18 protein-coding genes are annotated in these 26,854 nt (G+C 71.3%); 7 read left to right on the forward strand and 11 right to left on the reverse strand.

All coding sequences use genetic code 11. The annotated features are described in order from the left end of the window. Complete coding sequence (gene ytfR / locus BUQ68_RS08285; protein ID WP_075215448.1) at positions 1-1,533, reverse strand: galactofuranose ABC transporter, ATP-binding protein YtfR; 1,533 nt, start codon at positions 1,531-1,533, stop codon at positions 1-3. A 266-nt stretch (positions 1,534-1,799) separates the two neighbouring features. Then, positions 1,800-2,765: a galactofuranose ABC transporter, galactofuranose-binding protein YtfQ gene (gene ytfQ / locus BUQ68_RS08290; RefSeq protein ID WP_075215449.1), complete on the reverse strand. Its 966-nt coding sequence runs from the start codon at positions 2,763-2,765 to the stop codon at positions 1,800-1,802. A gap of 447 nt (positions 2,766-3,212) precedes the next feature. On the opposite strand from ytfQ, the gene BUQ68_RS08295 reads away from it, so the two are divergent. Further along, positions 3,213-4,598 (forward strand): APC family permease, encoded by a 1,386-nt coding sequence (locus BUQ68_RS08295; protein WP_075215450.1) that lies wholly within the window; start codon positions 3,213-3,215, stop codon positions 4,596-4,598. A 195-nt stretch (positions 4,599-4,793) separates the two neighbouring features. Then, the gene (locus tag BUQ68_RS08300; protein ID WP_075215518.1) at positions 4,794-5,939 is read left to right on the forward strand and encodes a benzoate/H(+) symporter BenE family transporter; all 1,146 of its coding nucleotides are present in this window, start codon (positions 4,794-4,796) and stop codon (positions 5,937-5,939) included. A gap of 179 nt (positions 5,940-6,118) precedes the next feature. On the opposite strand, the gene BUQ68_RS08305 is transcribed toward BUQ68_RS08300, so the two are convergent. After that, positions 6,119-6,310: a CsbD family protein gene (locus tag BUQ68_RS08305; RefSeq protein ID WP_075215451.1), complete on the reverse strand. Its 192-nt coding sequence runs from the start codon at positions 6,308-6,310 to the stop codon at positions 6,119-6,121. A 181-nt stretch (positions 6,311-6,491) separates the two neighbouring features. On the opposite strand from BUQ68_RS08305, the gene putA reads away from it, so the two are divergent. From putA to BUQ68_RS08320, 3 genes are all read left to right on the forward strand, one after another. Further along, positions 6,492-10,385, forward strand: coding sequence for a trifunctional transcriptional regulator/proline dehydrogenase/L-glutamate gamma-semialdehyde dehydrogenase (gene putA, locus BUQ68_RS08310; RefSeq protein ID WP_075215452.1), 3,894 nt, complete (start codon positions 6,492-6,494; stop codon positions 10,383-10,385). A gap of 366 nt (positions 10,386-10,751) precedes the next feature. Continuing rightward, positions 10,752-11,741 (forward strand): MBL fold metallo-hydrolase, encoded by a 990-nt coding sequence (locus BUQ68_RS08315; protein ID WP_075215453.1) that lies wholly within the window; start codon positions 10,752-10,754, stop codon positions 11,739-11,741. 276 nt (positions 11,742-12,017) lie between these two features. Next, positions 12,018-15,578 carry a S8 family serine peptidase gene (locus BUQ68_RS08320; RefSeq protein ID WP_083656391.1) on the forward strand — a complete coding sequence of 1,187 codons (3,561 nt, stop codon included), beginning with the start codon at positions 12,018-12,020 and terminating at the stop codon, positions 15,576-15,578. Between the two features lie 18 nt (positions 15,579-15,596). On the opposite strand, the gene BUQ68_RS08325 is transcribed toward BUQ68_RS08320, so the two are convergent. Continuing rightward, positions 15,597-16,469: an alpha/beta hydrolase gene (locus BUQ68_RS08325; RefSeq protein ID WP_075215455.1), complete on the reverse strand. Its 873-nt coding sequence runs from the start codon at positions 16,467-16,469 to the stop codon at positions 15,597-15,599. Between the two features lie 219 nt (positions 16,470-16,688). Here BUQ68_RS08325 and mgrA point away from each other — a divergent pair, with 219 nt between their 5' ends. Beyond that, the gene (mgrA, locus tag BUQ68_RS08330; RefSeq protein WP_075215456.1) at positions 16,689-17,732 is read left to right on the forward strand and encodes an L-glyceraldehyde 3-phosphate reductase; all 1,044 of its coding nucleotides are present in this window, start codon (positions 16,689-16,691) and stop codon (positions 17,730-17,732) included. Positions 17,733-17,865: 133 nt separating this feature from the next. After that, the gene (locus tag BUQ68_RS08335; protein WP_075215457.1) at positions 17,866-18,651 is read left to right on the forward strand and encodes a ThuA domain-containing protein; all 786 of its coding nucleotides are present in this window, start codon (positions 17,866-17,868) and stop codon (positions 18,649-18,651) included. An 861-nt stretch (positions 18,652-19,512) separates the two neighbouring features. On the opposite strand, the gene nagA is transcribed toward BUQ68_RS08335, so the two are convergent. The 7 genes from nagA to BUQ68_RS08370 form a co-directional block, all read right to left on the reverse strand. Beyond that, entirely contained in the window at positions 19,513-20,658 is a 1,146-nt protein-coding gene (gene nagA / locus BUQ68_RS08340) for an N-acetylglucosamine-6-phosphate deacetylase (RefSeq protein WP_075215458.1), read from the reverse strand. Next, positions 20,658-21,686: an SIS domain-containing protein gene (locus BUQ68_RS08345; RefSeq protein ID WP_075215459.1), complete on the reverse strand. Its 1,029-nt coding sequence runs from the start codon at positions 21,684-21,686 to the stop codon at positions 20,658-20,660. The genes nagA and BUQ68_RS08345 overlap by 1 nt, the downstream gene beginning before the upstream one ends. A gap of 127 nt (positions 21,687-21,813) precedes the next feature. After that, entirely contained in the window at positions 21,814-22,686 is an 873-nt protein-coding gene (locus BUQ68_RS08350; RefSeq protein ID WP_210215602.1) for a glucosamine kinase nucleotide-binding domain-containing protein, read from the reverse strand. 91 nt (positions 22,687-22,777) lie between these two features. Beyond that, complete coding sequence (locus BUQ68_RS08355) at positions 22,778-24,160, reverse strand: FGGY-family carbohydrate kinase (protein WP_425349510.1); 1,383 nt, start codon at positions 24,158-24,160, stop codon at positions 22,778-22,780. 12 nt (positions 24,161-24,172) lie between these two features. Continuing rightward, positions 24,173-24,505, reverse strand: coding sequence for an L-rhamnose mutarotase (locus BUQ68_RS08360; RefSeq protein WP_075215462.1), 333 nt, complete (start codon positions 24,503-24,505; stop codon positions 24,173-24,175). Further along, positions 24,505-25,542 (reverse strand): ABC transporter permease, encoded by a 1,038-nt coding sequence (locus BUQ68_RS08365; RefSeq protein WP_075215463.1) that lies wholly within the window; start codon positions 25,540-25,542, stop codon positions 24,505-24,507. Before BUQ68_RS08365 ends, BUQ68_RS08360 begins: the two co-directional genes overlap by 1 nt. Further along, positions 25,539-26,531: an ABC transporter permease gene (locus tag BUQ68_RS08370; RefSeq protein WP_075215464.1), complete on the reverse strand. Its 993-nt coding sequence runs from the start codon at positions 26,529-26,531 to the stop codon at positions 25,539-25,541. Before BUQ68_RS08370 ends, BUQ68_RS08365 begins: the two co-directional genes overlap by 4 nt. Positions 26,532-26,854: the final 323 nt, after the last annotated feature.

Raw genomic sequence — 26,854 nt, forward strand, 5'->3', positions numbered from 1 at the left:
TCACGACGCCACCTCCCCATGCCTTGCGGCATGCTCGGCGGCGATCGCCCGCACGATGCCTTCCACGGTCACGCCGTCGCCCTCGATCACGCCCGTCTGCGTCCGGTCGCGCATCACCACCACCCGGTCCGCATAGGCGACGATCTCCTCGATCTCCGACGACACCACCAGAAGCGCCAGTCCGTCGTCGCAGAGCCGCTCGATCAGGCGGATGATCTCCGCGTGGGCGCCGACGTCGATGCCGCGCGTCGGCTCGTCGAGGATCAGGAAGCGCGGTTCGGTGGCGAGCCACCGGGCCAAGAGCGCCTTCTGCTGGTTGCCGCCGGAGAGAAGCCGGATCGGCTTCTCCGCGTCCGTGGTGCGGATGTCGAGGAGCTTCACGAATTTGTCCGCGATCGCCCGCGTCTCCGGCCCGCTCAGGGGTTTCAGCCAGCCGCGCCGGGCCTGGAGGGCGAGGATGATGTTTTCCCGCACGGACAGGTCGCCGACGATGCCCTCCGTCTTGCGGTCCTCCGGGCAGAAGCCGAATCCGAGCGCGGCGGCGGTCCGCGGCGAGGCGATGCGCACCGGCTTGCCGTCCACTATAGCCCGGCCGCTGTCGGCCTCCTTGACGCCGAAGATCAGCTTGGCCGTCTCCGTGCGGCCAGACCCGAGGAGGCCCGCGACGCCCACCACCTCGCCGGGGCGGATGGCGAGGTCGAACGGCTGCACATAGGCGCGCCGGCCGTAGCCCTCGAAGGTGGCGAACGGTTCGGCCGCCGCCCGCTGGGTGCGGTGCCGCTTCAGCGTCTCGTCCTTCAGTTCGCGGCCGAGCATCATCTCCACCAGCGACAGCCGGTCGAGGTCGGCGGTCGCACGGGTGCCGACCAGCCGGCCGTTCCGCAGCACCGTCGCCCGGTCCGCGATGGCGAACACCTGGTCGAGGAAGTGGGTGACAAAGATGATGCCGATGCCGCGCGCCTTCAGCGACCGCACCACGTCGAACAGCACGCGCACCTCGCTGGCGTCGAGGCTGGCGGTCGGCTCGTCGAGGATCAGCACCTTGCCGGAGAGGTCCACCGCCCGGGCGATGGCGACGATCTGCTGGACCGCCACCGAATGCTCCCCGAGCGTCGACTCCGGATCCACCGACCCCAAGCCGTAGGCGCCGAGCAGCGCCGCCGCGTGCCGGCGCATGGCCCGCCGGTCGGTGAAGCCGAAGCGGGTCGGTTCGCGGCCCATGGAGAGGTTTTCGGCGACCGTCAGGTTCGGCAGGAGGTTCACCTCCTGGTAGACGGTGCCGATCCCGTGCCGCTGGGCGTCCGCCGCGTCGCGTGGGTGGATCGGCACGCCGTCGAGGCGGATCTCGCCGCCGTCGCGGCTGTGCACCCCCGTCAGCACCTTGATCAGCGTCGACTTGCCGGCGCCGTTCTCGCCGAGGAGCGCGTGCACCTCGCCGGCCTTCAGGGAGAAATCCACGCCGTCGAGCGCCTTCACGCCCGGAAAGGTCTTGGTCAGCCCGTAGAGGCCGAGGAGCGGTGCGTCGCTCGCCATGAGGTCGTCCCGTGCTGAAGTCGTCCGGTACAGTCCGGCACCTTTGGCCGTCGCCGGTCCGCCGGTGGTCCGGCCGCGCCGAACCGGCCGCCGCATGGAGGGCGACGGCCGGCGTCCGGGGCGGGGGAGGGCGGTCTGACCGCCCCGAAGATCCGCCGCCGGGGGCGCTTACCGACCCCGTCGAGCGACCGGGTCGGCAAGCGCTCCGAGGCGCCGAATCGGTCGGCAAAGAGAAGGAAGGGCGGCGGGGCGGCCGCCCCGCCGTCTCAGTAGCCGAGGTCCTTGCGGCGCTCGTACTCGGCCTGCGCGGTGTCCGGCAGGTAGAGCTTGGATTCGGTCTGGATCCACTTCGGCGGCACCGTGCCGTTCTCCTTGAACGCGATCACCGCGTCGAACGCCGGGCCGGCCATGTTCGGCGTCAGCTCCACGGTGGCGTTCGCCTCGCCCTCGGCCATCGCCTTGAAGATGTCCGGCACAGCGTCGATGGAGACCAGCAGGATGTCGGTGCCCGGCTTCAGGCCGGCTTCCTTGATCGCCTGGATGGCGCCGATCTGCATGTCGTCGTTGTGGGCGTAGACCGCGCAGATGTCCTTGCCGCCGTTCTCCGCCTTGATGAAGCTCTCCATCACTTCCTTGCCCTTGGTCCGGGTGAAGTCGCCGGTCTGGGAGCGCACGATGGAAAGGTTGGAGTGGGCGGCGATCGCCTCGTCGAAGCCCTTCTTGCGGTTGATCGCGGGCGACGAGCCGACGGTGCCCTGCAGCTCGACGATCTTGCAGTCCTTGTCGCCCACCGTCTTGGCCAGCCACTCGCCGGCGACGCGGCCCTCGTAGACCGTGTCGGAGGTGACGGCCGTCAGGTAGAGGCTGTCGTCCTTGGTGTCGATCGTGCGGTCGAGGAGAACCACCGGGATCTCGGCGTCCTTGGCCTCTTCCAGCACCGAATCCCAGCCGGTGGCGACCACCGGGGCGAGGAAGATGGCGTCCACGCCCTGGGCGATGAAGGACCGGATCGCCTTGATCTGGTTCTCCTGCTTTTGCTGGGCGTCGGCGATCTTGAGGTCGATGCCGCGCTTTTCCGCTTCCATCTTGGAGACGGTGGTCTCGGCCGCCCGCCAGCCGGATTCCGATCCGATCTGCGAGAAGCCGATGGTGAGGTCGGCGGCCCCGGCGGCGCCGGCGGCCATGAGGCCGGCGGCGAGCGCGACACCGGCGAGAAGCGTCTTCCTAATCATGGATAGTCCCTCCCGATCATCCGGCCATGAGGGATCGTCCGCGGAACCGATGCCGCGTCGCTGATGGCCGGGTCGTCTTTTGGCGGTCGACCGCGCGCGGAGCGGCGGCTCGACGGGTGTTTCCTCGTGTCGACCGGATCGGCAAGGCCGCCCGGTTCTTATGACCGGCACACGATAGGCGCACCCAGTTATAACCGTCTAATGACGAATCGGCCGTTTAACATATCGAAATCCTTATAACAGCGATCCGCGCATCCGCAGGGCCTGCAACCACGGCGGCTGCTCTGACCAGGCGGGTGCGATCGCCACTCCGGCGCGCGGCCAAGTGGTTGCGCGTGGGCAAGAATTCGGCGTACGACCTCTGCCGTCGCCGGAACTGGCCGCCGATCCGGATGTTTTCAACCGACGACCAGCCGTTCGGCCCTTCAGGAGGTCTCAAGTCAGGCGATGGCGTCCGAAGCATCCCCCGTTGCGCCGGCCGGTACCGGCAAGCCGACCCTCGTCCGCTCCATCGGCACGGTCCAGCTCACCCTCTACGGCCTCGGCAGCATGCTGGGCGCCGGTATCTACGGCCTTGTCGGCGAGGCCGCCGGCGTTCTCGGCAGCGCCATCTGGATCGGCTTTCTGGTCAGCATGGTGGCGGCCCTTCTCACCGGGCTCTCCTACGCGTCCATCGCCTCGCGCTACCCGAAGGCCGCCGGCGCGGCCTATGTGGTGCACCGGGCCTATGGTCGGCCGCTCCTTTCCTACGTGGTCGGGCTCGCGGTCGCCTGCTCCGGCCTCACCTCCATCGCCACCCAGTCCAACGTGGTCGCCCGCAACCTGATCGGCGCCTTCGGCCTTGAGGGCGTGCCGGTGTCCGTGCTGGCCCTCGGCTTCCTCCTCCTCGTTGCCGGCATCCTCTTTCGCGGCATCGCCGAATCGCTCTGGGCCAACGCGGTCTGCACGGTCGTCGAGGCGGCGGGCCTTCTCTTCGTCATCGCGGTCGGCATCAGCTGGTGGGGCGAGCAGTCGCTCCTGGAGTTCCCGCCCGGCGACAGCGGCGCCGTCGACGCCTCGCTCATGCTCCTCGTCCTCCAGGGCGCCATCCTGACCTTCTTCTCCTTCATCGGCTTTGAGGACACCATCAACGTCGCCGAGGAGGTGAAGGACCCGGAACGCACCGTGCCGATTGCCCTCATCGCCTCCATGCTGGCGGCGACGGCCATCTACATGGCGATCGCGGTCACCGCCGTTTCGGTCCTGCCCTGGCGCGAACTTGCCGCTGCCGACGGGCCGCTCACCGCCGTGGTGGCCCGTGCCGCACCCTGGTTCCCAGGCGGGGCCTTCACCGCCATCACCATCTTCGCGGTCTCCAACACGGCGCTCGTCAACTACGTGATGGCCTCCCGCCTCCTCTACGGCATGTCGCGCCAGGGCCTGCTGCCGGCCGCGCTCGGCACGGTGCATCCGGTGCGCCGCACGCCGGTGGTTGCGATCGCCGTCCTTTTCGTCATCGCCGGCCTGCTCGCCCTCATCGGCAACATCGCCACGCTCGCCTCCGCCACCGTGCTCCTCCTCCTCACGGTGTTCGTGGTGGTCAACGGCGCGCTCCTGGTGCTGAAGCGCCGGCCGGGGGAACGCCGGGGCCGCTTCGAGGTGCCGGCGGTGGTGCCCATCCTCGGCGCCCTCGTGTGCCTGTTGCTGATCGTCGCGCGGGTGGCGAGCGGCGACTGGGTTGCACCGGTCACCGCAGCGGTTCTCCTCGTCCTCATCGCGCTCACCTACGCCCTGTTCGCCAGGGGCCAGTCGGAACGGCTCGCCGCCTTCATCGAGCAGGATGCGCGCGAGTGACCGCGGGTCCCGACCGGGCGTCCGCACCGGTGCGGGCGGCTTCGGCGCCAGGCCTCTGGCGCCGTCCGGCTCTGACGCGGTAGGAAGGCGCATGCGTCCCGTCGAACGGCGTCGCACCTCCCGCCCGCCCGCCAGGACCTCGCGCCGCCCGTGACCACCTCCGCCTCCGACGATCGCGCACCCGATGCCGGCTGGATGCAGCCCGTCAGTGCCGGGCTCCTCGCTGCCGTGGTCGGCTTCGCGAGCGCCTTCACCATCGTGCTCGCCGGCTACGCGGCGGTGGGCGCATCGCCTGCCGAAGCAGCGAGCGGCCTGATGGCCGTCAGCTTCGCCATGGTGCTCTCAGCGGTGCTGAGCGCGCGCACGCGGATGCCGATCGTGATCGCCTGGTCGACGCCCGGCGCGGCGCTGCTCGTCGCCACCGGCGCGCCGGTGGGCGGATTCCCGGTCGCCGTCGGCGCTTTCCTGGTCACGGCTGGCCTCATCGTCGCCGCAGGCGTGGTGAAGCCGTTCGGGCGCGCCGTCGCGGCCATCCCGATGCCGCTCGCCGCCGCCATGCTGGCGGGTGTCCTCCTCGATCTCTGCCTCGCCCCCATGCGGGCGGTCGGCGCCATGCCGGCCCTGGCGCTGCCGATCGTCCTGACCTGGGCCCTCGCGATGCGCTTCGCCCGGCTCTGGGCGGTGCCGATCGCCACCCTGGTGACCGCCGTCATCATCGCGGTGGCGACGCCGCTTCCCGAGGGCGCGCTCGCCGACATCTGGCCGAGGCCGGTCCTGGTCCTGCCGGTCTTCACGCTCGATGCGGTCATCGGCATCGCCATACCGCTCTTCATCGTCACCATGGCGTCCCAGAACGTGCCGGGGCTCGCCGTCCTGAGGGCCAACGGCTACAGCCCGGACGTGCCGCCCCTCTTCGTCGCCACGGGCATCGCCAGCGCGGTCGCGGCGCCGTTCGGCGGCCACACCGTCAACCTCGCCGCCATCACGGCCGCGCTCTGCGCCGGCCCCGAAGCTCATCCGGACCCGGCCCGGCGCTGGATCGCCGGCGTCGCCGCCGGCTGCGCCTATCTGGTCATCGCGGTCTTCTCGCCCGCCGCCGCGGCCTTCATCGCCGCGTCGCCGCCGCTCCTCATCCAGGCCGTGGCGGGCCTTGCGCTACTCGGCAGCCTCGCCGGTGCTCTCGCGACCGCGCTCGCCCGGGACGACGATCGCATTCCGGCCATCGTGACCTTCGTGACCACCGCCTCGGGCCTCTCCTTCTTCGGCATCGGTGCCGCCTTCTGGGGCCTTCTCGCCGGCGGCGCGCTGATGGCGGTGCAGCGGGTCGGCCGTCCGGCGTGAGCCGGGTGGGACCGGTCCAAAGGCCGAGGGACAACCGTTGCGAACGGAGTATGACAACACAAGACCGGCGCCACCCCTTTCGGAGCGGCGCCGGTCGAAACGCATCGATTGTGGACTTGGCTCGATCCGGCGGAAGAAAGCCCTCGAAACGGGGCCTTCCTACCAGCCGGGCGCATGCATCAAAGCTTGTCGATGCCGCGCTTCACCGCGTCCTTGGCTTCGCCAACCGTCTGGCGCGCCTCGCCGCGCGCCTCGTCGCGACGCCCCTCGGCGTGGAGTTTCTCATCGCCCGTCACTTCGGCAATGCCCTGCTTGATGTTGCCCTTGAGCTCTTCGCCCTTGCCCTTCATCTTGTCGCCGGTGCTGCCCATGATGGTTCTCCTTGAGGTCGGGACGGTCCCGCGTTTGCGGTCCCCAGGAAAACGAGCGCCGTTCGAAAGGGTTCCAGCGCACTTGATGGAACTCACAAGGTGCAACTCTGAAAAAATCCGGTTGCACCTGTTGTGAAGATCAGGCATCCCTCTTGGCACGTTCCGCCTCAAGAGGTGCCCCATGGCCGCCACCACTATCGGCGTCAAGGTCAGTGACGACCTCCGTGCCCGCCTGAAGCATGCCGCCGACCGGATCGGCCGATCCCCCCACTGGCTGGTCAAGCACGCGCTCCTCACTGCCCTGGAGCGGATCGAGCGCGGCGACGCCCCGGTCTTCACCGACGAGGAGGGGGCACCCGTCGACGTCACGGAGGGGGCCGACGCCGAGTCCGGCCAGCCGCGCCCCTTCCTCGCCTTCGCCCAGGGCGTCCAGCCCCAAAGCGTCCTCCGCGCCAAGATCACCGCCGCCTACCGCCGGCCGGAGACCGAGTGCCTGCCGCTGCTCCTCTCCGAGGCGACGCTGCCGCCGGCGACGGTGGAGAGCGCCCAGCGGCTCGCCCGCGATCTGGTGGTCGCCCTTCGCCAGAAGAAGAAGCACGGCGGCTCGGCGGTGGAAGGCCTGATCCAGGAGTATTCCCTCTCGAGCCAGGAGGGCGTCGCCCTCATGTGCCTCGCGGAGGCGCTTCTCAGGATCCCCGACCGCCCGACCCGCGACGCCCTCATCCGCGACAAGATCGCCAACGGCGACTGGCACGCCCACGTCGGCCACAGCCCGTCGCTCTTCGTGAACGCCGCCACCTGGGGCCTCGTGGTCACCGGCAAGCTCACCGCCACGTCGAGCGAGCACGGCCTCTCCTCCGCGCTCACCCGTCTCATCGGCCGCTCCGGCGAGCCGGTGATCCGCAAGGGCGTCGACATCGCCATGCGGATGATGGGCGAGCAGTTCGTCACCGGCCAGACCATCGGCGAGGCGCTCGCCAACAGCCGCCGGACGGAGGCCAAGGGCTTCCGCTACAGCTACGACATGCTGGGCGAGGCGGCCACCACCGCCGCCGACGCCGCCCGCTACTACCGCGACTACGAGCAGGCCATCCACGCCATCGGCAAGGCCGCCGGCCGCCGCGGCATCTACGATGGCCCCGGCATCTCGGTGAAGCTCTCCGCCCTCCACCCGCGCTACGCCCGCGCCCAGGTCGACCGGGTGATGGCCGAACTCCTGCCGCGCCTGAAGAGCCTCGCCCTGCTCGCCCGCGCCTACGACATCGGCCTCAACATTGACGCCGAGGAGGCCGACCGGCTGGAGATCTCCCTCGATCTCCTGGAGGCGCTCTGCTTCGATCCGGATCTCAAAGGCTGGAACGGCATCGGTTTCGTGGTGCAGGCCTACCAGAAGCGCTGCCCCTACGTGATCGACTTCGTGGTCGATCTCGCCCGCCGCTCCGGTCACCGGCTGATGATCCGCCTCGTCAAGGGCGCCTACTGGGACAGCGAGATCAAGCGCGCCCAGGTCGACGGCCTGGAGGGCTTCCCGGTGTTCACCCGCAAGGTGCACACGGACGTCTCCTATCTCGCCTGCGCCCGCAAGCTGCTCGCCGCGCCGGACGCGGTCTTCCCGCAGTTCGCCACTCATAACGCCCAGACGCTCGCCACCATCATGGCCATGGCGGGCGACAGCTTCTCGGTCGGCCAGTACGAATTCCAGTGCCTGCACGGCATGGGCGAGCCGCTCTACGAAGAGGTGGTCGGCGCGGACAAGCTGAATCGGCCCTGCCGCATCTACGCCCCCGTCGGCACTCACGAGACCCTCCTTGCCTACCTCGTTCGCCGCCTCCTGGAGAACGGCGCCAACACCTCCTTCGTCAACCGCATCGCCGACGAGGCGGTGCCGGTGGAAGACCTGATCCAGGATCCGGTAGCCTTGGCCAAGACCATCCAGCCGGTTGGCGCCAAGCACGCGAAGATCGCCCACCCGCGCGACATCTTCGGCGCCGCGCGGCCGAATTCCCTCGGCCTCGATCTGTCCAACGAGCAGCGCCTCGCGTCCCTCTCCGCCGCGCTCCTCGCCGGCGCCGACACGCCCTGGACGGCCGCGCCCCTCGTCGGCGACCGCACCGTGGACGGCGAGCCTGTGCCCGTGCGCAACCCCGCCGACCACCGCGACGTGGTCGGCCGCGTGGTGCTCGCCACCCCGGCCGACGTGGACGCCGCCTTCGCGGAGGCGCTCGCCGCCGCGCCGATCTGGAGCGCCACCCCGCCGGCGGAGCGCGCCGAAGCGCTCGCCCGGGCGGCCGATCTCCTGGAAGCCCGCATGCCGACCCTCATCGGCCTCATCGTGCGCGAAGCCGGCAAGTCCGTGCCGAACGCGGTCGCCGAGGTGCGCGAGGCGGTGGATTTCCTGCGCTACTACGGCGCCGAGGTCCGCGCCGCCTTCGCGGCCGACACCCACCGGCCGCTCGGCCCGGTGGTCTGCATCAGCCCCTGGAACTTCCCGCTCGCCATCTTCACCGGCCAGGTGGCCGCCGCCCTTGCGGCCGGCAACCCGGTGCTCGCCAAGCCCGCCGAGGAGACCCCGCTGATCGCTGCCGAGGCGGTCCGCATCCTCCGCGAGGCCGGCGTTCCGGCCGGCGCCGTCCAGCTCCTCACCGGGGCCGGCGAGATCGGCGCCGCCCTCGTCGCCGACCGGCGGGTGCGCGGCGTCATGTTCACCGGCTCCACCGAGGTGGCCCGCCTCATCCAGAAGAGCCTCGCCGACCGGCTGACGCCGGACGGCCACCCGATCCCGCTCATCGCCGAGACCGGCGGCCAGAACGCCCTCATCGTGGACTCCTCCGCCCTCGCCGAGCAGGTCGTCGCCGACGTCATCGCATCCGCCTACGACAGCGCCGGCCAGCGCTGCTCGGCGCTGCGCGTCCTCTGCCTGCAGGAGGATGTGGCCGACCGGGTGCTCGCCATGCTGCGCGGCGCCATGCGCGAGCTCTCCGTCGGCAACCCGGACCACCTCTCCACCGACGTCGGCCCGGTCATCACCGCCGAGGCCCGTGACGGCATTCTCGCCCACGTGGCCGCCATGCGGCAGAAGGGCTTCGCCGTCGAAGAGCTGCCGCTGCCGCCCGCCACCCGGCACGGCACCTTCGTGGCGCCCACCCTCATCGAGATCCGCTCCATGGCGGACCTCGGCCGCGAGGTGTTCGGCCCGGTGCTCCACGTGCTCCGTTTCCGGCGCGACGACCTCGACGGCCTCGTCGACGCCATCAACGGCACCGGCTACGGCCTCACCTTCGGCCTCCACACCCGGCTCGACGAGACCATCGCCCGTGTCACCCGCCGGGCCGGCGCCGGCAACCTCTACATCAACCGCAACATCATCGGCGCGGTGGTGGGCGTGCAGCCGTTCGGCGGCCACGGCCTCTCCGGCACCGGCCCGAAGGCCGGCGGCCCGCTCTATCTCGGCCGCCTGGTCGCCCGCCGGCCGGCGGCGCGCCCGCTCGCTGCCGGGCCGGACGCCGCCCTCGTCGGCCCGGCGGAGGCCTTCCGCGACTGGCTCGCCGGCACCGGCCGCGCCGCTCTCGCCGACCGCGTCGCCGGTTATCTCGCCCGCACCAGCGTCGGCGCCGTGGCGGACCTGCCCGGCCCGGTCGGCGAACGCAACGTCTACGCCCTGAAGCCGCGTGGCCCGGTCTTCGCCGACGCCCGCACGGAGGCCGGCGCTCTCCTCCAGATCGGCGCGGCCCTCAGCGCCGGCGACCTCGTGCTGATCGCCCCCGACAGCCCCGCCGCTGCCCTTCTCGGCTCCCTGCCGCGCCCGGTCGCCGAGCGCGTCCGTGTCGCCGCCGACGCCCTCGACCGCCCGGACCTCGCGGCCGTCCTCTTCGAGGGCGACGCCGACGCCCTCCAGGCCCTCGCCACCCGCATCGCCGCCCGCGACGGCGCCATCCTTCCCCTACAAGGGGCAGCCCCCGCTGCCCTCGCCGACGGCACCACCGACTGGGACCTCGACCTCCTCGTCACCGAAGTCTCCCTCAGCACCAACACCGCCGCCGCCGGCGGCAACGCCAGCCTCATGACCATCGGCTGACGCTCCGGAACCGCCGGCAGCCCGCCCACCTCGTTCCCACCCGAACCTCCTCCGAACCCTCTCCCCCCTGGAGGGAGAGAGTTGGAGAGAGAGGGGAGTCGCGCGCTCCCCCGCCTGCCGCTCTCCAGCATCTCCCGACGTCCTCTCACCCGAACCTCCAACGAACCCTCTCCCCCCTGGAGGGGGAGAGTTGGAGAGAGGGGGGAGCCCCACGTACCCCCCGCGAAACGCCTCCGCTCCCACCCCGCCGTTCCCCCTCCCACCCCCTCCCGAATTCGTGACCCCTTCGTGATCCCTGCATGCATCTCTTCGTTCGTAAGCTGTCGGCCCCGCATGGGAACGCACCAGACGGAACACGGAGACCGCATGACCGCCGAGACCTTTACGCTCGACCGCCGCCACCTCATGGTTGGCGCCCTGTCGTCGATCACGCTCGCCTCGGGAGGCCTGATGGCAACCACGACGTCCGCACGCGCCCAGGCGCCCGAAATGCTCGGCGCCTCCAAGCCCGGCCACTACCGCTTCCGCCTCGGCACGTTCGAGGTCACGACCCTCCTCGACGGCCTGCGCCCCGGCGACGGCCCGCACCCGATCTTCGGCGCCAACCAGAGCCAGGAGGACGTGGCGGCGCTGCTCGCGGCCAACTTCCTCCCCGGGGAGCGCTTCGTGAACGGCTTCACGCCCGTCCTCGTCAATACCGGCACCGACCTCGTGCTGTTCGACACCGGCTTCGGCGCCGGCGCGCCGGAAGGCCTCGGCCGCCTCGCCGCGCAGATGCAGGCCGCCGGCTACACGCCCGAACAGGTCACCATCGTGGTGCTCACCCATCTCCACGGCGACCACATCGGCGGCCTGATGGGTCCGGACGGTCCGACCTTCCCGAACGCCCGCTATGTCACCGGCGCCCGGGAGTATGACTTCTGGACCAAGACCGCCCCCGGCACCCAGGCGGCGGATGCGGCGAAGAACGTGGAGGCCAAGGTGGTCCCGCTCGCCGAGAAGATGACCTTCCTGGAGGATGGCGGCTCGGTCGTCTCCGGCATCACCGCCGAGGCTGCCTTCGGCCACACGCCGGGCCACATGGTCTACCAGCTGGAGAGCGAGGGCCGCCGCCTGATGCTCACCGCCGACACCGCCAACCACTATGTGGTGTCGCTGCAGCGCCCCGACTGGGAGGTCCGCTTCGACGCCGACAAGGCCGCCGCCGCCGCCACCCGCAAGGCCGTGTTCGGCCAGATCGCCGCCGACCGCATCCCCTTCATCGGCTACCACATGCCCTTCCCGGCGGTCGGCTACGTGGAACCGCTCGGCGAAGGCTTCCGCTGGGTCCCCGCCACCTACCAGCTCGACCTCTGATCCGGCGACGAAGACCGGCCGGGGATCCGGCCCGAACGACAGGCCGAGGTGGTCCGGTAGCGACCACCTCGGCCCCACCCCGTCCACCCCGCTCGCCATGGTCCGCGACGGCGGACCACCCACGCATTCCCACCCACTCACCTTGTTATCGTCACCAAACCCTCAATCCATCCACTCCAATTCGCCTTGAATACCTCCTCTCCTCCAAACATTGCCTGAATACATATCCCCTATAGATCGATCGATTACTTTCGATCCGCCGGGGGCTCGCCGTTCATGTCGTCGACTTACACGTCGAACGATCCGCTGTTGTCCAGCCAATGGCACCATACGCAGATACGACTTGATAAGCTGAACGGCGAGTTTAGAGGGTCAGGCTATTCCGTCGGCATCTGGGACGACGGCGTGGAGAAGACCCACGCGGACCTTGCGGCCAACTACGATGCCACAAAGGAATACGCGCCCGCCGGCACCCGGCTCAGCCCGCACGGATCGCCCAACACCCAGAACCACGGTACCGCCGTCTCCGGCATTATCGCGGGCGTTGCGAACAACGGGCTTGGCGGCGCCGGCATCGCGGCGAGCGCGAAGATCACCGGCGTCGACATCCTGAGCGGCGGCACCGCCAGCGGATATCTTCCGGCCTCCATCGCCTGGATGGCCCAGTTCCATGTGGTCAACAACAGCTGGGGCTTCACCGCCCGCTTCGCCGACGGGGCGTCGAGCGGGTGGGGCTCCACCTTCCACGGGGGCCTCAAGTCCTCCGCCGACACGGGTCGCGGCGGGCTCGGCACCGTCCTCGTCAACTCCGCCGCCAACGACGGCGCCAACTACACCGACAGCAACTACTCCGGCTTCAACCAGAGCCGCTACACCATCTCGGTCGGCGCCATCAGCCAGAGCGGCGACGTGGCGTCCTACTCCAACCGCGGCGCCTCGGTGCTCGTCTCCGGCTCGGCCGGCTTTCCCACCACCGACGAATCCGGGTCCGCCGGCTACGCGTCCGGCGACTACACGTCGAGCTTCTCCGGCACCTCCGCCGCCGGCCCGGCGGTCGCCGGCGTCACGGTGCTGATGCTGGAGGCGTCCGACAACACCCTCGGCTGGCGCGACGTCCAGACCATTCTCGCCACCACCGCCGACCACACCTACGGCAGCCTCGCCGGCGGCCTTTCCGGCCAGATGCGCTTCGCCTGGACCGTCAACGGCGCCGACAATGTGGACGGCGGCGGCATGCACTTCTCCAACGACGTGGGCTACGGCCTCGTCGACGCCTACGAGGCGGTGCGCTACGCCGAGGTCTGGTCCCTCTTCGGCGACGCCCAGACCTCCGCCAACGAGCGCACCGTCACCGCCACCGCCACCCCCAACCGGTCGCTCACCGACAACGGCACCACGGAATTCACCTTCACGGTCGGCAGCGACATCGTCATCGAGCACGTGGACCTGTCGCTGACGCTCACCCACGCGGACGTGACGGAGCTCCGCGTCACCCTCGTTGCACCGGACGGCTCCAGCACCATCCTGCTGTCGCCCATGAGCGGCAGCGACATCGCCCAGTCCAACTGGACCTGGACCTTCGGCTCGGAAGCGCTCCGCGGCTCGCTCACCGCCGGCACCTGGACGGTGCGCATCGCCGACACGGCGTCCGGCAAGACCGGTTCCGTCGCGAGCGTCCGGCTCGACGCCTACGGCACCGACCCGACCGCCGACGACGTCTACCACTACACCAACGAATTCAGCGAGATGCTCGCCCTCTCGGCGAGCCGCGCCACGCTCACCGACAGCGACGGCGGCACCGACTGGATCAACCTCTCCGGCCAGTCCGCCGCCATGGTGGTCGACCTCGGCGCCCGCACGATCACCCGTGGCGGCCTGCAGATGGTCACCATCGCGTCGGGCACGCTGATCGAGAATGTGGTCACCGGCGACGGCGCCGACACCCTCACCGGCAACGCCGCCGCCAACGCGCTCTACGGCATGCGCGACGACGACATCCTGGTAGGCGGCGGCGGCGACGACATCATCGACGGCGGCAAGGGGGCGGACATCGTCGTCTTCTCCGGCGCCTTCGCGGACTACACCATCACCAAGGCGACCGTCGGCGGCGTCGCCACCTACACGGTGGCCGGGTCCGGCTCCGGCGCGGCGGACGGCACCGACACGGTGCGCAACGTCGGCACCTTCCGCTTCTCCGACGGCCAGATCGCCGCCGCCAACCTCCTCAACGGCTCGCCCCTGCTGCCGATCGGCGGCCCCATCGACGGCGCCGACGACGAGGACGGCGGCGGCGGGAGCGATGACGACGACGGCGATGACGGTGGCGACGAGGACCTGACGCCGACCGTCCTCACCGGCACCAAGAAGAAGGACACGCTCACCGGCGTCAGCCTGCGCGATCAGCTCTACGGCCTTGCCGGCAACGACATCCTGGTCGGCAGCGCCGGGGCGGACGACCTCGACGGCGGCGCCGGGATCGACACCGTCGACTATTCGGCGTCCTCCGCCGCCGTCGACGTCAATCTCGCCGAAAGCGCCCAGACCGGCGGCGACGCGGACGGCGACACCCTGACGTCGATCGAGAACGTCATCGGCTCCGCCGGCGCCGACACGCTCGCCGGCACCACGGGCGTCAACATCATCTCCGGCAAGGCGGGCGACGACACCATCGTGGGCGACGCCGGCGCCGACAGGATCGACGGCGGCGACGGCACGGACACGATCGACTATGCGGCGTCCACCAGCGCCGTCCAGGTCGACCTCGGCAAGGGCAAGGGCGTCGGCGGCGATGCCAAGGGCGACAAGCTGGTCGCCGTCGAAAACGTCATCGGCACCGCCTTCAACGACCTCCTGATCGGCAGCGCCGCGGTCAACACCCTCACCGGCGGCGACGGCGACGACCGGCTGGAGGGCGGCGCGGGCGCGGACGCGCTCGTCGGCGGCGCCGGCACCGACACCGCCGAGTACAGCCGCTCCAAGGCCGGCGTGACCATCGACCTCTCGGCCGGCACGGCGAGCGGCGGCGATGCGGAAGGCGACACGCTCACCGCCATCGAGAACGTCACCGGCTCCAACCGCAACGACAGCCTCACCGGCTCCAGCGCCGCCAACACGCTCATCGGCGGCGGGGGCAACGACACGCTGATCGGCGGCGCGGGCGGCGATAAGCTCGACGGCGGCAAGGGCGTCGACACCGCCGACTACGGCACCTCCTCCACCGCCGTCACCATCGACCTGGAGGCCGGCACGGCCTCGGGCGGCGACGCGGAGGGCGACACGCTGATCGTCATCGAGAGCGCCACCGGCGGATCCGGCAACGACACGCTCAGCGGCTCCAAGCTCGCCAACGTGCTGACCGGTGGGGCCGGCGACGACGTGCTCGACGGGCGCGGCGGCGCCGACCGGCTGGTCGGCGGCGACGGCACCGACACCGCCACCTACGCGACCTCCGCCAAGTTCGTAGACGTGGATCTCTCCCGCACCGGCCGCCAGAAGGGCGGCGACGCCAACGGCGACGTGCTCGTCGGCATCGAGAACCTGATCGGCTCCGCCGGCAACGACATCCTCGCCGGCGACAGCAGCGCCAACGTCCTGACCGGCGGTGCCGGCGCCGACCTCTTCCGCTTCACGAGCGGCTTCGGCGCCGACACCATCGCGGACTTCGTCGCGGGCACCGACCTCATCAGCTTCAAGGGCATGGGCCTCGTCTTCGAGAGCCTTGCCTTCGCCACCAGCGGGTCGGACCAGGTCATCACCGTCGGCGGCGGCGCTGACACCATCCGCCTCACCGGCGGCGCCGGCACGACCCTTTCGGCCACCGATTTCGTCTTCGCCTGACGGGCCCCCGCGCGGGGATCAGCCGCCCGTCACCCGCCGCGCGAAGGCCGCCGCATCGGCCAGCACCGGCGCGTCGTCGCGGCCGTAGCGGCTGAGCGCGATCAGGATGTCCACATGGCCGAGCCCCGGATAGCGGGTGTAGGTCGCCGGCACGCCCGCGCTCTTCAGCCGGTCCGCCAGTGCCTCGCTGTTGCGCGGCCGCACCGTGGTGTCGTCGGTGCCGGTCGCAAGCAGGAAAGGCGGTGCGGCCCGGGTCACCTGGTTCACCGGCTGGGTGGCGGCAAGGTCCGGCGCGTCGCCGAACGCGCGCTGTGAGGCACTGACGTCGAGCGGCAGGAAGTCATAAGGTCCCGCAAGGCCGATCACCCCGCGCACCGCCCGCCGGGGCACCCCGGCGGCGGCAAGGAAGGACCGGTCCAGCCCCAGCATGGCGACGATGTAGGCGCCCGCCGAATGGCCGGCGAGCACGATCCGGTCCGGGTCGCCGCCATAGGCGCCGATCTCCCGCCGCGTCCAGGCGACCGCCGCCGCCGCGTCCTCCACGAAACCCGGGAACACCACTTCCGGCACCAGCCGGTAGTCGAACACCACCGTCACGAAGCCTTCCGAGGCGAAGGCCCGGCCGACGAAGTCGTACTCCTCCTTGGCGCCGCTCGACCACGACCCGCCGTAGGCGAACACCACCACCGGGAACGGCCCGCCCGTCCGCTCCGGCACATAGACGTCCAGCGTCCGCCGCGGCCCCGCCGCGTAGGCGACGCCCCGCGCCGCCCGCCTGCCGCCGCCATCCTTCGGCACCACCGCGTCGAACGTGCCGAGCGGGCTGGCGCAGCCGGCGACCGGCAGGAGGGCGAGGGCGGCGAGAACGGCGCGGCGCGGCAGATCAACCAAGGCGATGCTCCTTCGACGGCGCCGGCGTCCGCGCGCCGGCCATGCTTCCCACCCTACGCACGCCATCCTACGCGCGGGAGAGCGCTCCGGTTCGCCCGCGGCCCCGGACGACCCTCGTCCCGCCTCGTCGGAACCATCGATTGCATGGCCCGCCGGCCCGGCGGCATAGTCGCGCCCCAAGAGCCGTCATTCCACGGCCGACCGAGGAGCCCGTCCCCCGTGACCTACCAGCCCCACCCGGAACGCTACGCCACCATGACCTACAACCGGGTCGGACGCAGCGGCCTTCACCTGCCGGCCGTCTCGCTCGGCCTTTGGCAGAACTTCGGCGAGGACAAGTCCTTCGCCAACGCCCGCCAGATCTGCCGCACGGCCTTCGACCTCGGCATCACCCATTTCGACCTCGCCAACAACTACGGCCCGCCGCCGGGCGCCGCCGAGACCGCCTTCGGGACCATCCTGAAGGCCGATTTCGCCGCCCACCGGGACGAGCTCGTGATCTCCACCAAGGCCGGCTACCGCATGTGGCCGGGCCCCTATGGCGAATGGGGCAGCCGCAAGTATCTCCTCTCCTCGCTCGACCAGAGCCTGAAGCGGATGAAGCTCGACTACGTGGACATCTTCTATTCCCACCGCTTCGACCCGAACACGCCCCTGGAGGAGACCATGGGCGCGCTCGACCACGCGGTGCGCTCCGGCAAGGCGCTTTACGCCGGCATCTCGTCCTATAACGCCGAGCGCACCCGCCAGGCCGCCGCCATCCTCCGCCAGCTCGGCACGCCCTGTCTCATCCACCAGCCGTCCTATTCGATGATCAACCGCTGGATCGAGGACGACGGCCTTCTCGACACCCTGGACGGGGAGGGGATCGGCTCCATCGTCTTCTCCCCGCTCGCCCAGGGCATGCTCACCGCCAAGTATCTCGGCGGCGTGCCGGACGACAGCCGGGCGGCGAAGAACGGCAGCCTGAAGCAGAGCTTCCTCTCCGACGACAACCTCGCCCGCGTCCGCGCCCTCAACGCCATCGCCGAGCGGCGCGGCCAGACGCTCGCCCAGATGGCCATCGCCTGGGTGCTGCGCGGCGGCCGCGTCACCTCCGCGCTCATCGGCGCCAGCCGGCCCGAGCAGGTGGTCGACTGCGTCGCCGCCCTGAAGACGCCCGACTTCAGCCCCGAGGACCTCGCCGAGATCGACCGCCACGCGGTCGAAGGCGGCGTCAACATCTGGGCCGCCTCCGCCGAACGGCCCGGCCCCGCCCGCTGATAGGAGGGTCGCGCCCGCGTCCCGACACGCGGGCGAACCCGTTCACGACGGCGAACAAACCGCCGGGCGCGGCGTTTGCCCCCAAACGGACCGCCGCGTCCACCCCCGTCGTCCCAGGCAACCGAGGTGCCCCATGACCATCCGCGCCCTCGTCTTCGGCGAGAACGTCCACGAGAAGCTCAACGAGACGGTCCGCTCCATCTATCCGGACGGCATGCACGCCACCATCGCGGCGGCGCTCGCCGAGGACGGCGCGATCGAGCCCACCACGGTCACCCTCCAGGACCCGGAGCACGGCTGCACCGAGGCGCGCCTCGCCGTCACCGATGTGCTCCTCTGGTGGGGCCACAAGGCGCACGGCGACGTTTCCGACGCGGTGGTGGAGCGCATCGCCGAGCACGTCTGGCAGGGCATGGGCCTGATCGTTCTTCACTCCGGCCACTTCGCCAAGATCTTCAAGCGCCTCACCGGCTCGCCCTGCGCCCTCAAGTGGCGCGAGGCCGGCGAGCGCGAGCGCATCTGGACCGTCAACCCCGGCCACCCGATCGCCAAGGGCCTGCCGCCGAGCTTCGTCCTGGAGAACGAGGAGATGTACGGCGAGCCCTTCTCCGTGCCCGAGCCCATGGAGACGGTCTTCCTCTCCTGGTTCCAGGGCGGCGAGGTGTTCCGCTCCGGCCTCACCTGGCAGCGCGGCGCCGGCCGCCTGTTCTACTTCCGCCCCGGCCACGAGACCTACCCGACCTATTACGACCCCCACGTCCGCCAGGTCCTCCGCAACGCCGTCCACTGGGCCCACAACCCCGCCCCCCGCTGGACCGACGTCACCCAGGCCCCCAACGTCCCGGTCCAGGACGCCCCCGAGCGCATCGAAGAACGCGGCCCCAAACTCCACAAGCCCGGCGAGGAGGGGTATCGGTAGGGGAGGGCGGGATCGCGGGATGGATGGGATCGGGACTGGACGGAATCGGGACTGGACGGGACGGGATTCGACGGGATCGGACGGGCTGGGGAAGAAGACACTTCCGCAACCGCGCCCTCCGAGTAAGGCGCGACCCCCTCCATCCCTCGACCGTCATGGTCCGCGCAGGCGGACCACCCACGCATTGAGGGTATCAGGAAGCGTGGATGGTCCGCCTGCACGGACCATGACGATTGAGGAAGGATGCGGGGTCGGAACGAAAAGCTGACCGCCGCCGGAGTTCAAGCGGCCGACCATCCCGCCTCCTCCCTCCCATCCCGGTCGTCACCCCGGCGAAAGCCGGGGCCCAACCGTCCGGCGCATCATCTGCGCCGAAGCGACGTACCCCGCCGTCGGCTGGATCCCGACGTCCGTCGGGATGACGTTGGAGGGTGGGTTATGCTGGTTGGGTCACCCCCCGGCCCACCTCCACCTCCACCACCCCTCGACCGTCATGGTCCGCGCAGGCGGACCACCCACGCATTATGCGTTCGCCCGGTCAGGAAAGCGTGGATGGTCCGCCTGCACGGACCATGACGATGATGTTGGCGGAGCCCGAGCGGAAGCTGACCGAAGCCGGAGTTCGAGCGGCCGACCATCCCGCCTCCACCCTCCCATCCCGGTCGTCACCCCGGCGAAAGCCGGGGCCCAACCGTCCGGCGCATCATCTGCGCCGAAGCGACGTCCCGCGCCGTCGGCTGGATCCCGACTTCCGTCGGGATGACGACAAGCAGTGGAAAACCGTACTCCGTATCTTTCTCAGAATGGCGGCGAACAGCAAGCCTCGCGCCTCGCCGGCCGATCACGCGTGCGCCGGCTCAATCACCCCCCATTCCTCACCCCCGCCACCCACGTTCCCCGCACCGCCAGATCCTCCCTGAGATGCACCAGGTCCGCCTGCAGCCCCGCCTGCACGCGCCCCCGCATCTCCCCGATCCCCAGCATGTCCGCCGGCCAGGCGCTCGCCATCCGCAGCGCCTCCTCGACCCCCACCCCCACCCGCTCCACCAGCAGCCGCACGGAGGCCGCCATGTCGATGTCGGCGCCGGCGAGCGTCCCGTCCTCCAGCGTCAGGCGGCCGTCCGCTCGCCGGCAGGTGCGGCCGTTGAGGGTGAACACCGTGCCCTCCGTGCCGACCGTCCCCATCGCGTCGGTCACCAGGAAACAGCGGCCCGGCCCGCGCTTGCCCCGGATGGCGATGCCGAGCGTCGCCGGGTGCACGTGGTGGCCGTCGGCGATCATCCCGCACCAGAGCGCGCCCATGTCGAGCGCGGCGCCGGCTATGCCGGGCGCCCGGTGGCCGAGCGGGCTCATGGCGTTGAAGAGGTGGGTGGCCGCCCGCGCGCCCGCGTCCACCGCCCGGCGCACGTCATCGTAGGCGGCGTCCGTGTGGCCGAGGCTCACCGTCACGCCGCCGTCGGCGAGGCGGCGGATCAGCGTCGGCGGCGCCTGTTCCACCGCCACCGTCACCATGAGAACGCCGATCGCCTCCGCCGCCGCGATCAGCTGGTCCGCGTCCGCCTCGGCCATCGGCCGCATCAGCGCCGCCACATGGGCGCCGCGCCGGGCCGGGGCGAGGTGCGGGCCTTCCAGGTGGAGGCCGATCACCCCCGGCCGGGTCGGCACCGCCGCCGCGGCGGCCGCGATGGCGGCGGCGGTGGCGGCGGGCGTGTCGGTGATCAGCGTCGGCAGAAGGCCCGTGGTGCCGAAGCGGCGGTGCGCGGCGGCGATCGCCGCCATGGCGTCCGCCGTCGGCCCGTCGTTCAGCATCACGCCGCCGCCGCCGTTCACCTGGGCGTCGATGAAGCCGGCCGTCAGAAGCCCGCCGCCGAGGTCCGTCAACCGGGCGTCCGCCGGCACGGCGTCCCGCGGCAGCACGGCGGCGATCCGCCCGGCCTCCACCAGCACGGCCACATCCGTCCGGGTCTCCGTGCCGTCGAACACGGCGGCGCCGACGAGGGCTTCCATCAGACGGTCTCCGTCACCTTGGCAAGGTTCAGCGGCGTGTCCGGGTCGAGTCCGCGGGCGCGGGTCACCGCCTCGATGAAGCGGTAGAAACTGAGCCCGATGGAGATCGGGTCGGTCAGCCCGTTGCCGGTCGCCGCCGCCGGCAGGGCGATGCCCGGCATCGGGATGGCGCTCGCCGTGAACACGTGGCCGCCGGCCGCTTCCAGCCGCTCGATCCCGGCGCGGGTCGCCTCGGCGGCCTTGTCGTCGGGCGCGAAGGCGAGCACCGGGAAGCGGTTCTCCACCAGCCGCAGCGGCCCGTGCATCACCTCGGCGGTGGAGAAGGCCTCCGCGTGGATGGCGGCGGTTTCCTTCGCCTTCAGCGCCGCCTCCTGGGCGATCGGAAAGCCCGGCCCGCGCCCGACCACGAACATGGGCCCGGCGGCCGCCACCGTTTCGAGCGCCGGGCTCCAGTCCATGGCGAGCGCCCGGCGGAGCGCCTCCGGCAGGCCGCGCACCGCCGCCGCCAGAGCCTGGTCGCCACCGATCACCGCCGCCAGCGCCGCCGCCGCCGACACCGACCCGATGAAGGACTTGGTGGCCGCCACGCTCGTCTCCGGCCCGGCATGGAGCGGGATCACCACGTCGGCCTCCGCCGCCACCGGGCTCTCCGCCACGTTGACGATCGCCACCGTGAGCGCGCCGGAGCGCTTGGCCGCCGCCTGCAGGGCCACGAGATCCGGGCTTCGGCCCGACTGGGAGATGGTCACCAGCACCCCGCCGCCGAGCCGGAGCGGCGCCCCGTAGACCGAGGCGACAGACGGCCCGATGGAGGCGACCGGGATGCCCGCCGTCAGCTCCAGCGCGTATTTCAGATACCCCGCCGCGTGATCGGACGAGCCGCGCGCGCAGGTCGCCACCACGGGCGGCGCCAGCACGCGGATGCGGGCGCCCAGCTCGGCGATCCGGCCGGCCTCCCGGTCGAGGAGCCGCGCCACGGCGTCGGGCGCTTCCAGGGTCTCGCGGGCCATGGCGGTGATCGGGCTCATAGGGTCGTCTCCTCTTGTGGTGCAAAGCCTGACTGGGCACCGGCGAAGCGATCGTTTGGAGCCGGCATGATCCCTCCCATCACGAGCCGGGTATCAGGTCCTTCCTCCGTCAACGCCGCATGAGGCGTCACGGCTCCCGGCGCAATCCCGCAAGCGCGAGCGCGCCGTCGAGCGCGTCGCCGGCCGGGTCCACCAGCACCCGGTCGAACCGCGCGTCCAGATAGGGCCGGTGCGGGGCCGCCACGCCCCCCATGAGGGCGATCCGCGCCGCGCCCACCGCCACCATCCGGTCGAGCAGCCGGCCGATGTCCGCCGCCGACTGGTCGACCAGCGCCCGCGCCACCGGGTCGCCCGCGGCGGCGTGCACGAAGACGAGCGGCGCGTGGCGGGCCCAGTCGCGCGGCAGGGCCTCCAGGCCGAACGCCAGCACCTTGGCCGGCTCCCGGTCGAAGCGCTCCATCAGCGCCTCGGTGAACGGGGAGGGCGGCTCGATGGCCTCCAGGCCGAGGAGAGCCCGCCGCACCGCCCGCCGGCCGAGCGTCGCCCCGGACCCGGTGTCCGACACCACGAAGCCCCAGCCGCCGACGGTGATCGTCTGCCCGCCCTTTCGCACCACGCCCTGGCTGCCGGTGCCGAGAATGAGGATGCCGCCGTCCGCGCCCCCATGGGCGCCGAGGCAGGCGATCTCCGCGTCGGAGGCGACCGACACCGTCCGAAACGGCAGCGGATGGGCGAGAAAGCGCGCCGCCGCCGGCGGGGCGTTGCCGCCCGCAAGCCCGAAGCCGCCGTCGATGCGCCCCATGTCCGCCTCGCCGAGCCCGGCCGCCGCAAGGGCCGCCCGGCTCGCGTCGAGGATGCTTGCGATGGCAAGGTCGAAGGCCGTGGTCACGTTGGCCGGCCCGCCGGCGCCTTCGCCCAGCACCCGGCCGGTGTGATCCGCCAGCCGCGCGCGGCACACCGTTCCGCCGCCGTCCACCCCGAGATAGAGACCGTCCGCCACCCGAATCATCCTTAAGGCCGCTGCCGCGTGTTCCGCCGATCCGGTTACGCGCCGTTCCCGGCAAGGACAAGACGGCAGCAGGCGCCGGCGATCAGCTTCCCGCCGCCGCCGCCCGCCAGTGCGCCGCATAGGCCGGGAACCCGCCGTCGAGCGGCACAGCCGCCGCCGGCTCCACCCGCGCGGTCGGCCGCCCCTCCGGCCCGAGAGCGAGGAGGGCCGCCCCCGCGCTCGTCCCCGTGGCGCCCTCCACCGGCAGCACCGGGTCCGGCACCAGCGCAGCCAGCGCGGACGTGAACACGGCGTTCCTGGCGAACGGCCCCTCGATCACCACCGGCCCGCGCGCGCCCGCAAGCCCGAGCGCCTCGGCGGTCATCAGCGCCGCGTAGAGGCTCGCCGCCGCGGTCCGCTCGGCGGCCGAGAGCCGGTCCGGATCCGTCGTCCAGCGGCCCTTGCCGTTCGGGAACGGCCCGGATTTCGGCACGAAGGTTGGCAGCGCCATCACGCCCTGTTCGATCACCCGGTCGAGCGTCGCCCGGTCCGGCGTCTCCGGCCGCCCGCCGGTGAGGAGTTCCACCTCCCGCCCGCCCATGAAGCGCGCGCCCGGCACCGGTCGGCCGAAGGCGTCCACGTTGGCGAGCGTGTCGCGGCCGGGATCCAGCCCGTCCGGCCGGCCGCCGACCGCGAAGATCACCACCCAGGTGCCGGTGGAGACCACCGCGAACGGCGCCCTGCGGGTCATCAGGTGCGGCAGCAGCGAGGCGTTGCTGTCGTGGATCCCGCAGTGCACCGGCGTGCCCGCCTTCAGCCCCGTCGCCGCCACCACCGCTGGCGACACCGGCCCCAGCGCCTCGAAGGCCGACCGCACCGGCGGCAGCCGTGCCGCCCAGCCGGCCTCCGTCGCCAGCGACGACGGCGTCCCGTCCGCCGGCCGCCAGAGGTCCGTGTGGCAGCCGAGCGAGGTCACCTCCGCGGCCATCACGCCGGTCAGCCGGAAGGCCCAGTATTGCGGATAGGGCAGGATGGCCGTCACCCGCCCGAAGGCGTCCGGAAAGGTCCGCTCCAGCCAGAAGAGCTGCGCCCCGACGTTCAGCCCGCCTGCCAGCCGCGGCGAGAAGGTCTCGGCGAACGCCGGCCGCGCCGCGTCATAGGCCGCCGACAGCGCGTCCGGCCCGTCGTGCTCGTAGTCGAGCACCGGCAGCGCCAGATCGTCCCCCGCCATCAGCGCCACCGAGGCCCCGTGCGTGGTGATCGACACCGCGTCGATGGCATGGGCCGCCGCAGCGTCTTTCAGCGCGCCGAGCGCGAAGGCGTGGAGCGCGTCCGTGTCCATGTGCGGGTAGGGCGGTCCGGGCCGCACCGTGTTCGGCATTGTGCGCACGAAGAGGTCGGCGCCGGTCGCCACGTCGTGCACCACCAGCTTGGCGTTGGTCTTGCCGATGTCGAGCACGGCGACGAGGCGGGTCATCGAAGGCATTCCCCGGTCGGCTCAGTCCATGTGGAAGACGGTGCGCAGCGGCACCGCGATCGGCTCGTCGTCCGGCTTCACCGCCATGATGTCGCGCATGTGCGCCCACCACCGGCGCATCACCGGATGGTCCGGCAGCGCCGCCATGCCGTGATCGCGCCGCCGCCAGAGCACCGCGAAGAGGATGTTGGTCTCTTCGTCCAGGTGGATCGAATAGTCGCTGACGCCGGCCTCCGTCAGAAGCGCGGCGAGGTCCGGCCAGATCTCGTCGTGCCGGTGCTCGTATTCCCCGGCCATGCCGGGGTTCAGCCGCATCTTGAAGGCATACTTCTCGTGGGTCGCGCGGTCCGGCATCAGGCGGCTCCCGTCGTCTGTCGGCGGGCGGCAAGGCGCCGCACCAGGATGGGCAGGGCGATCACGGTGATCAGCATGGCGCCGATGACGATCGACATCACGATCCCCGGCACGTTGAGAAGGCCGAGCCCGAAGGTCACGAGCCCCATCACGAAGGCCGCCAGCACCACACCCGGGATGGTTCCCGAGCCGCCGAGGATGCTCACCCCGCCGAGCACCACCATGGTCACCACTTCAAGCTCCCAGCCGAAGGCGATCGACGGCCGGGTGGAGCCGAGCCGCGAGGTCAGCATCACCGACGCCGCCCCGGCGGCGAGGCCCGTCATCAGGAAGAGCGTGAACTTGATCCGCTCCACCCGCACGCCGGAGAAGGTGGCGCCGAGCGGATTGTTGCCGATCGCGTAGACCTTCCTCCCCACCGTCGTGCGGTGGAGCACGATGCCGCCGACGAGCGCCACGGCGAGGAAGAAGACGAGCTCGAACGAGATCACCCACCACACATAGCCCTGGCCGAACCAGGCGAAGTCCGCCGGATAGTTCTTGTAGACCTGATCGCCCAGCGTCACGTAGGCGATGCCGCGGAACAGGCTCATGGTGCCGATGGTGACGACGATCGACGGCAGCCCGAAGCGCGTCACCAGCACGCCGTTGAACGCCCCGCACGCGAGCCCCACGCCAAGCCCGATCGCCACCAGCCCGGGCGTCCCCACCCCCGCCTCCGCCGCCGCGCCCATGGCCGTGGAGGCGAGCGCGATGATGGCCGCGACCGAGAGGTCGATCTCCCCGGCGATCACCAGGAAGGCCATGGCGATGGCCACCACGGCCTTTTCGGTGAAGTTGAACGTGGCGTCCGAGAGGTTCCACGGGTCGAGGAAATAGGGCGAGGCGAAGCTGTTCGCCGTGAAGATCGCCACCGCGACCGCTAGAAGCAGCGCCTCCCAGCTCTTCAGCGCGCGGACGATGCCGCCGTCCAGCCGGTCCGGGATCACCCGCCGGGCGCCGTCCTGGCGGGTCTTGTCGGAGGAAGCGGCGGTCATCGGGCGGCCCCTGCGGCGTGGGTCGGGCGCAGGATGATGCGGCCCTTCCGCCGCTCCGCCCGCGCGTTGATGGCGACGGCCGCGATGATCACCGCGCCGGAAATGGCCATCTGGAAGAAGGGCGACACGTTCACCACCGGCAGCGCGTTCTTGATCAGGCCGAGGAAGAGCGCGCCCAGCACCGCGCCGCCGACCGACCCGATCCCGCCGGCGATCGACACCCCGCCGATCACGCAGGCCGCCACCACGTCGAGCTCGAACCCGGCCGCGATGTCCACATAGGCGACCGCGTAGCGCGCCACCCAGAGATAGCCGGAAAGGCCCGCCAGCATGCCGGAGAGGCAGAAGGCCAGGAACCGCGTCCGCCCCACGTCGACACCCGCGTAGACCGCCGCCGTCGGGTTGCCGCCGGTGGCGTAGAAGGCCCGGCCGAGCGTCGTTCGGGTGAACAGCACCGTCGCCGCCACGATCACCGTCAGCGCCGCCCAGGTCAGCACCGGCAGCCCGGCGACCAGCTGGCGCGGCGTCTCCAGGAACACCGGCGTCATCTCGTGCGCGTTCACCCAGCCGCCGCCGGAGATCACGAAGGCCATGCCCCGGTAGATGGTCAGCGTGCCGAGCGTCACCACGATCGGCGGCATGCCGAGCTTCCACACGAGAAGCCCGTTGAACGCCCCGAGCAGGAAACCCATTCCGGCCGCGATCAGCACCAGCAGCGCGAGCGGCAGCGCCGGATGCGCCTCGTTCAGCATCGCCACCACCATGCCGGTGAGCGCCAGATTGGCCGCGACCGACAGATCGATCGACCGCGTCAGGATCACCGCCGTCTGGCCGAGGGCGAGGATGATCAGGATGGCCGTGTCGTTGAACACGTTGGCGAGATTGCTAGGTGCCGCGAACGCCGGAAACCGGCTCGTGATCACCGCCAGCAGCAGCCCCATGGCCACCAGCAGCAACACCTCCCGCCGCGCGAAAAGAGCCGTCAGCATGGCGAATGCTCCCCCGTCGCCGTCATCCCGGCGTACGCCGGGATCCAACCGTCCCGTCCGCCAACCGCGCCGGCCGTCAACGACCCGCACCGCCGACGCCACCCGCACCCTCGGCTGGATCCCGGCGTCCGCCGGGATGACGACGGTTCGGGATCTACGGTCAGAGTGAACCGCACACCCTTCCGACCCCCTCCACCGTCATGGTCCGCGCAGGCGGACCACCCACGCATTTCCCCCCTCCGCCCCCCTCCACCGTCATGGTCCGCGAAGGCGGACCACCCACGCATTTCCCCCAGGCTCCCGCCCAAAAGCGTGGCTGGTCC

The organism is Mongoliimonas terrestris (genome assembly GCF_001927285.1).
GTDB classification, from domain to species: domain Bacteria; phylum Pseudomonadota; class Alphaproteobacteria; order Rhizobiales; family Pleomorphomonadaceae; genus Chthonobacter; species Chthonobacter terrestris.

Coding starts and splice junctions, on each gene's coding strand:
- ytfR (WP_075215448.1), bottom strand. CDS start 1,533: ATGGCGAGCGACGCACCGCTCCTCGGCCTCTACGGGCTGACCAAGACC.
- ytfQ (WP_075215449.1), bottom strand. CDS start 2,765: ATGATTAGGAAGACGCTTCTCGCCGGTGTCGCGCTCGCCGCCGGCCTC.
- BUQ68_RS08295 (WP_075215450.1), top strand. CDS start 3,213: ATGGCGTCCGAAGCATCCCCCGTTGCGCCGGCCGGTACCGGCAAGCCG.
- BUQ68_RS08300 (WP_075215518.1), top strand. CDS start 4,794: ATGCAGCCCGTCAGTGCCGGGCTCCTCGCTGCCGTGGTCGGCTTCGCG.
- BUQ68_RS08305 (WP_075215451.1), bottom strand. CDS start 6,310: ATGGGCAGCACCGGCGACAAGATGAAGGGCAAGGGCGAAGAGCTCAAG.
- putA (WP_075215452.1), top strand. CDS start 6,492: ATGGCCGCCACCACTATCGGCGTCAAGGTCAGTGACGACCTCCGTGCC.
- BUQ68_RS08315 (WP_075215453.1), top strand. CDS start 10,752: ATGACCGCCGAGACCTTTACGCTCGACCGCCGCCACCTCATGGTTGGC.
- BUQ68_RS08320 (WP_083656391.1), top strand. CDS start 12,018: ATGTCGTCGACTTACACGTCGAACGATCCGCTGTTGTCCAGCCAATGG.
- BUQ68_RS08335 (WP_075215457.1), top strand. CDS start 17,866: ATGACCATCCGCGCCCTCGTCTTCGGCGAGAACGTCCACGAGAAGCTC.
- nagA (WP_075215458.1), bottom strand. CDS start 20,658: ATGGAAGCCCTCGTCGGCGCCGCCGTGTTCGACGGCACGGAGACCCGG.
- BUQ68_RS08345 (WP_075215459.1), bottom strand. CDS start 21,686: ATGAGCCCGATCACCGCCATGGCCCGCGAGACCCTGGAAGCGCCCGAC.
- BUQ68_RS08355 (WP_425349510.1), bottom strand. CDS start 24,160: ATGCCTTCGATGACCCGCCTCGTCGCCGTGCTCGACATCGGCAAGACC.
- BUQ68_RS08360 (WP_075215462.1), bottom strand. CDS start 24,505: ATGCCGGACCGCGCGACCCACGAGAAGTATGCCTTCAAGATGCGGCTG.
- BUQ68_RS08365 (WP_075215463.1), bottom strand. CDS start 25,542: ATGACCGCCGCTTCCTCCGACAAGACCCGCCAGGACGGCGCCCGGCGG.
- BUQ68_RS08370 (WP_075215464.1), bottom strand. CDS start 26,531: ATGCTGACGGCTCTTTTCGCGCGGCGGGAGGTGTTGCTGCTGGTGGCC.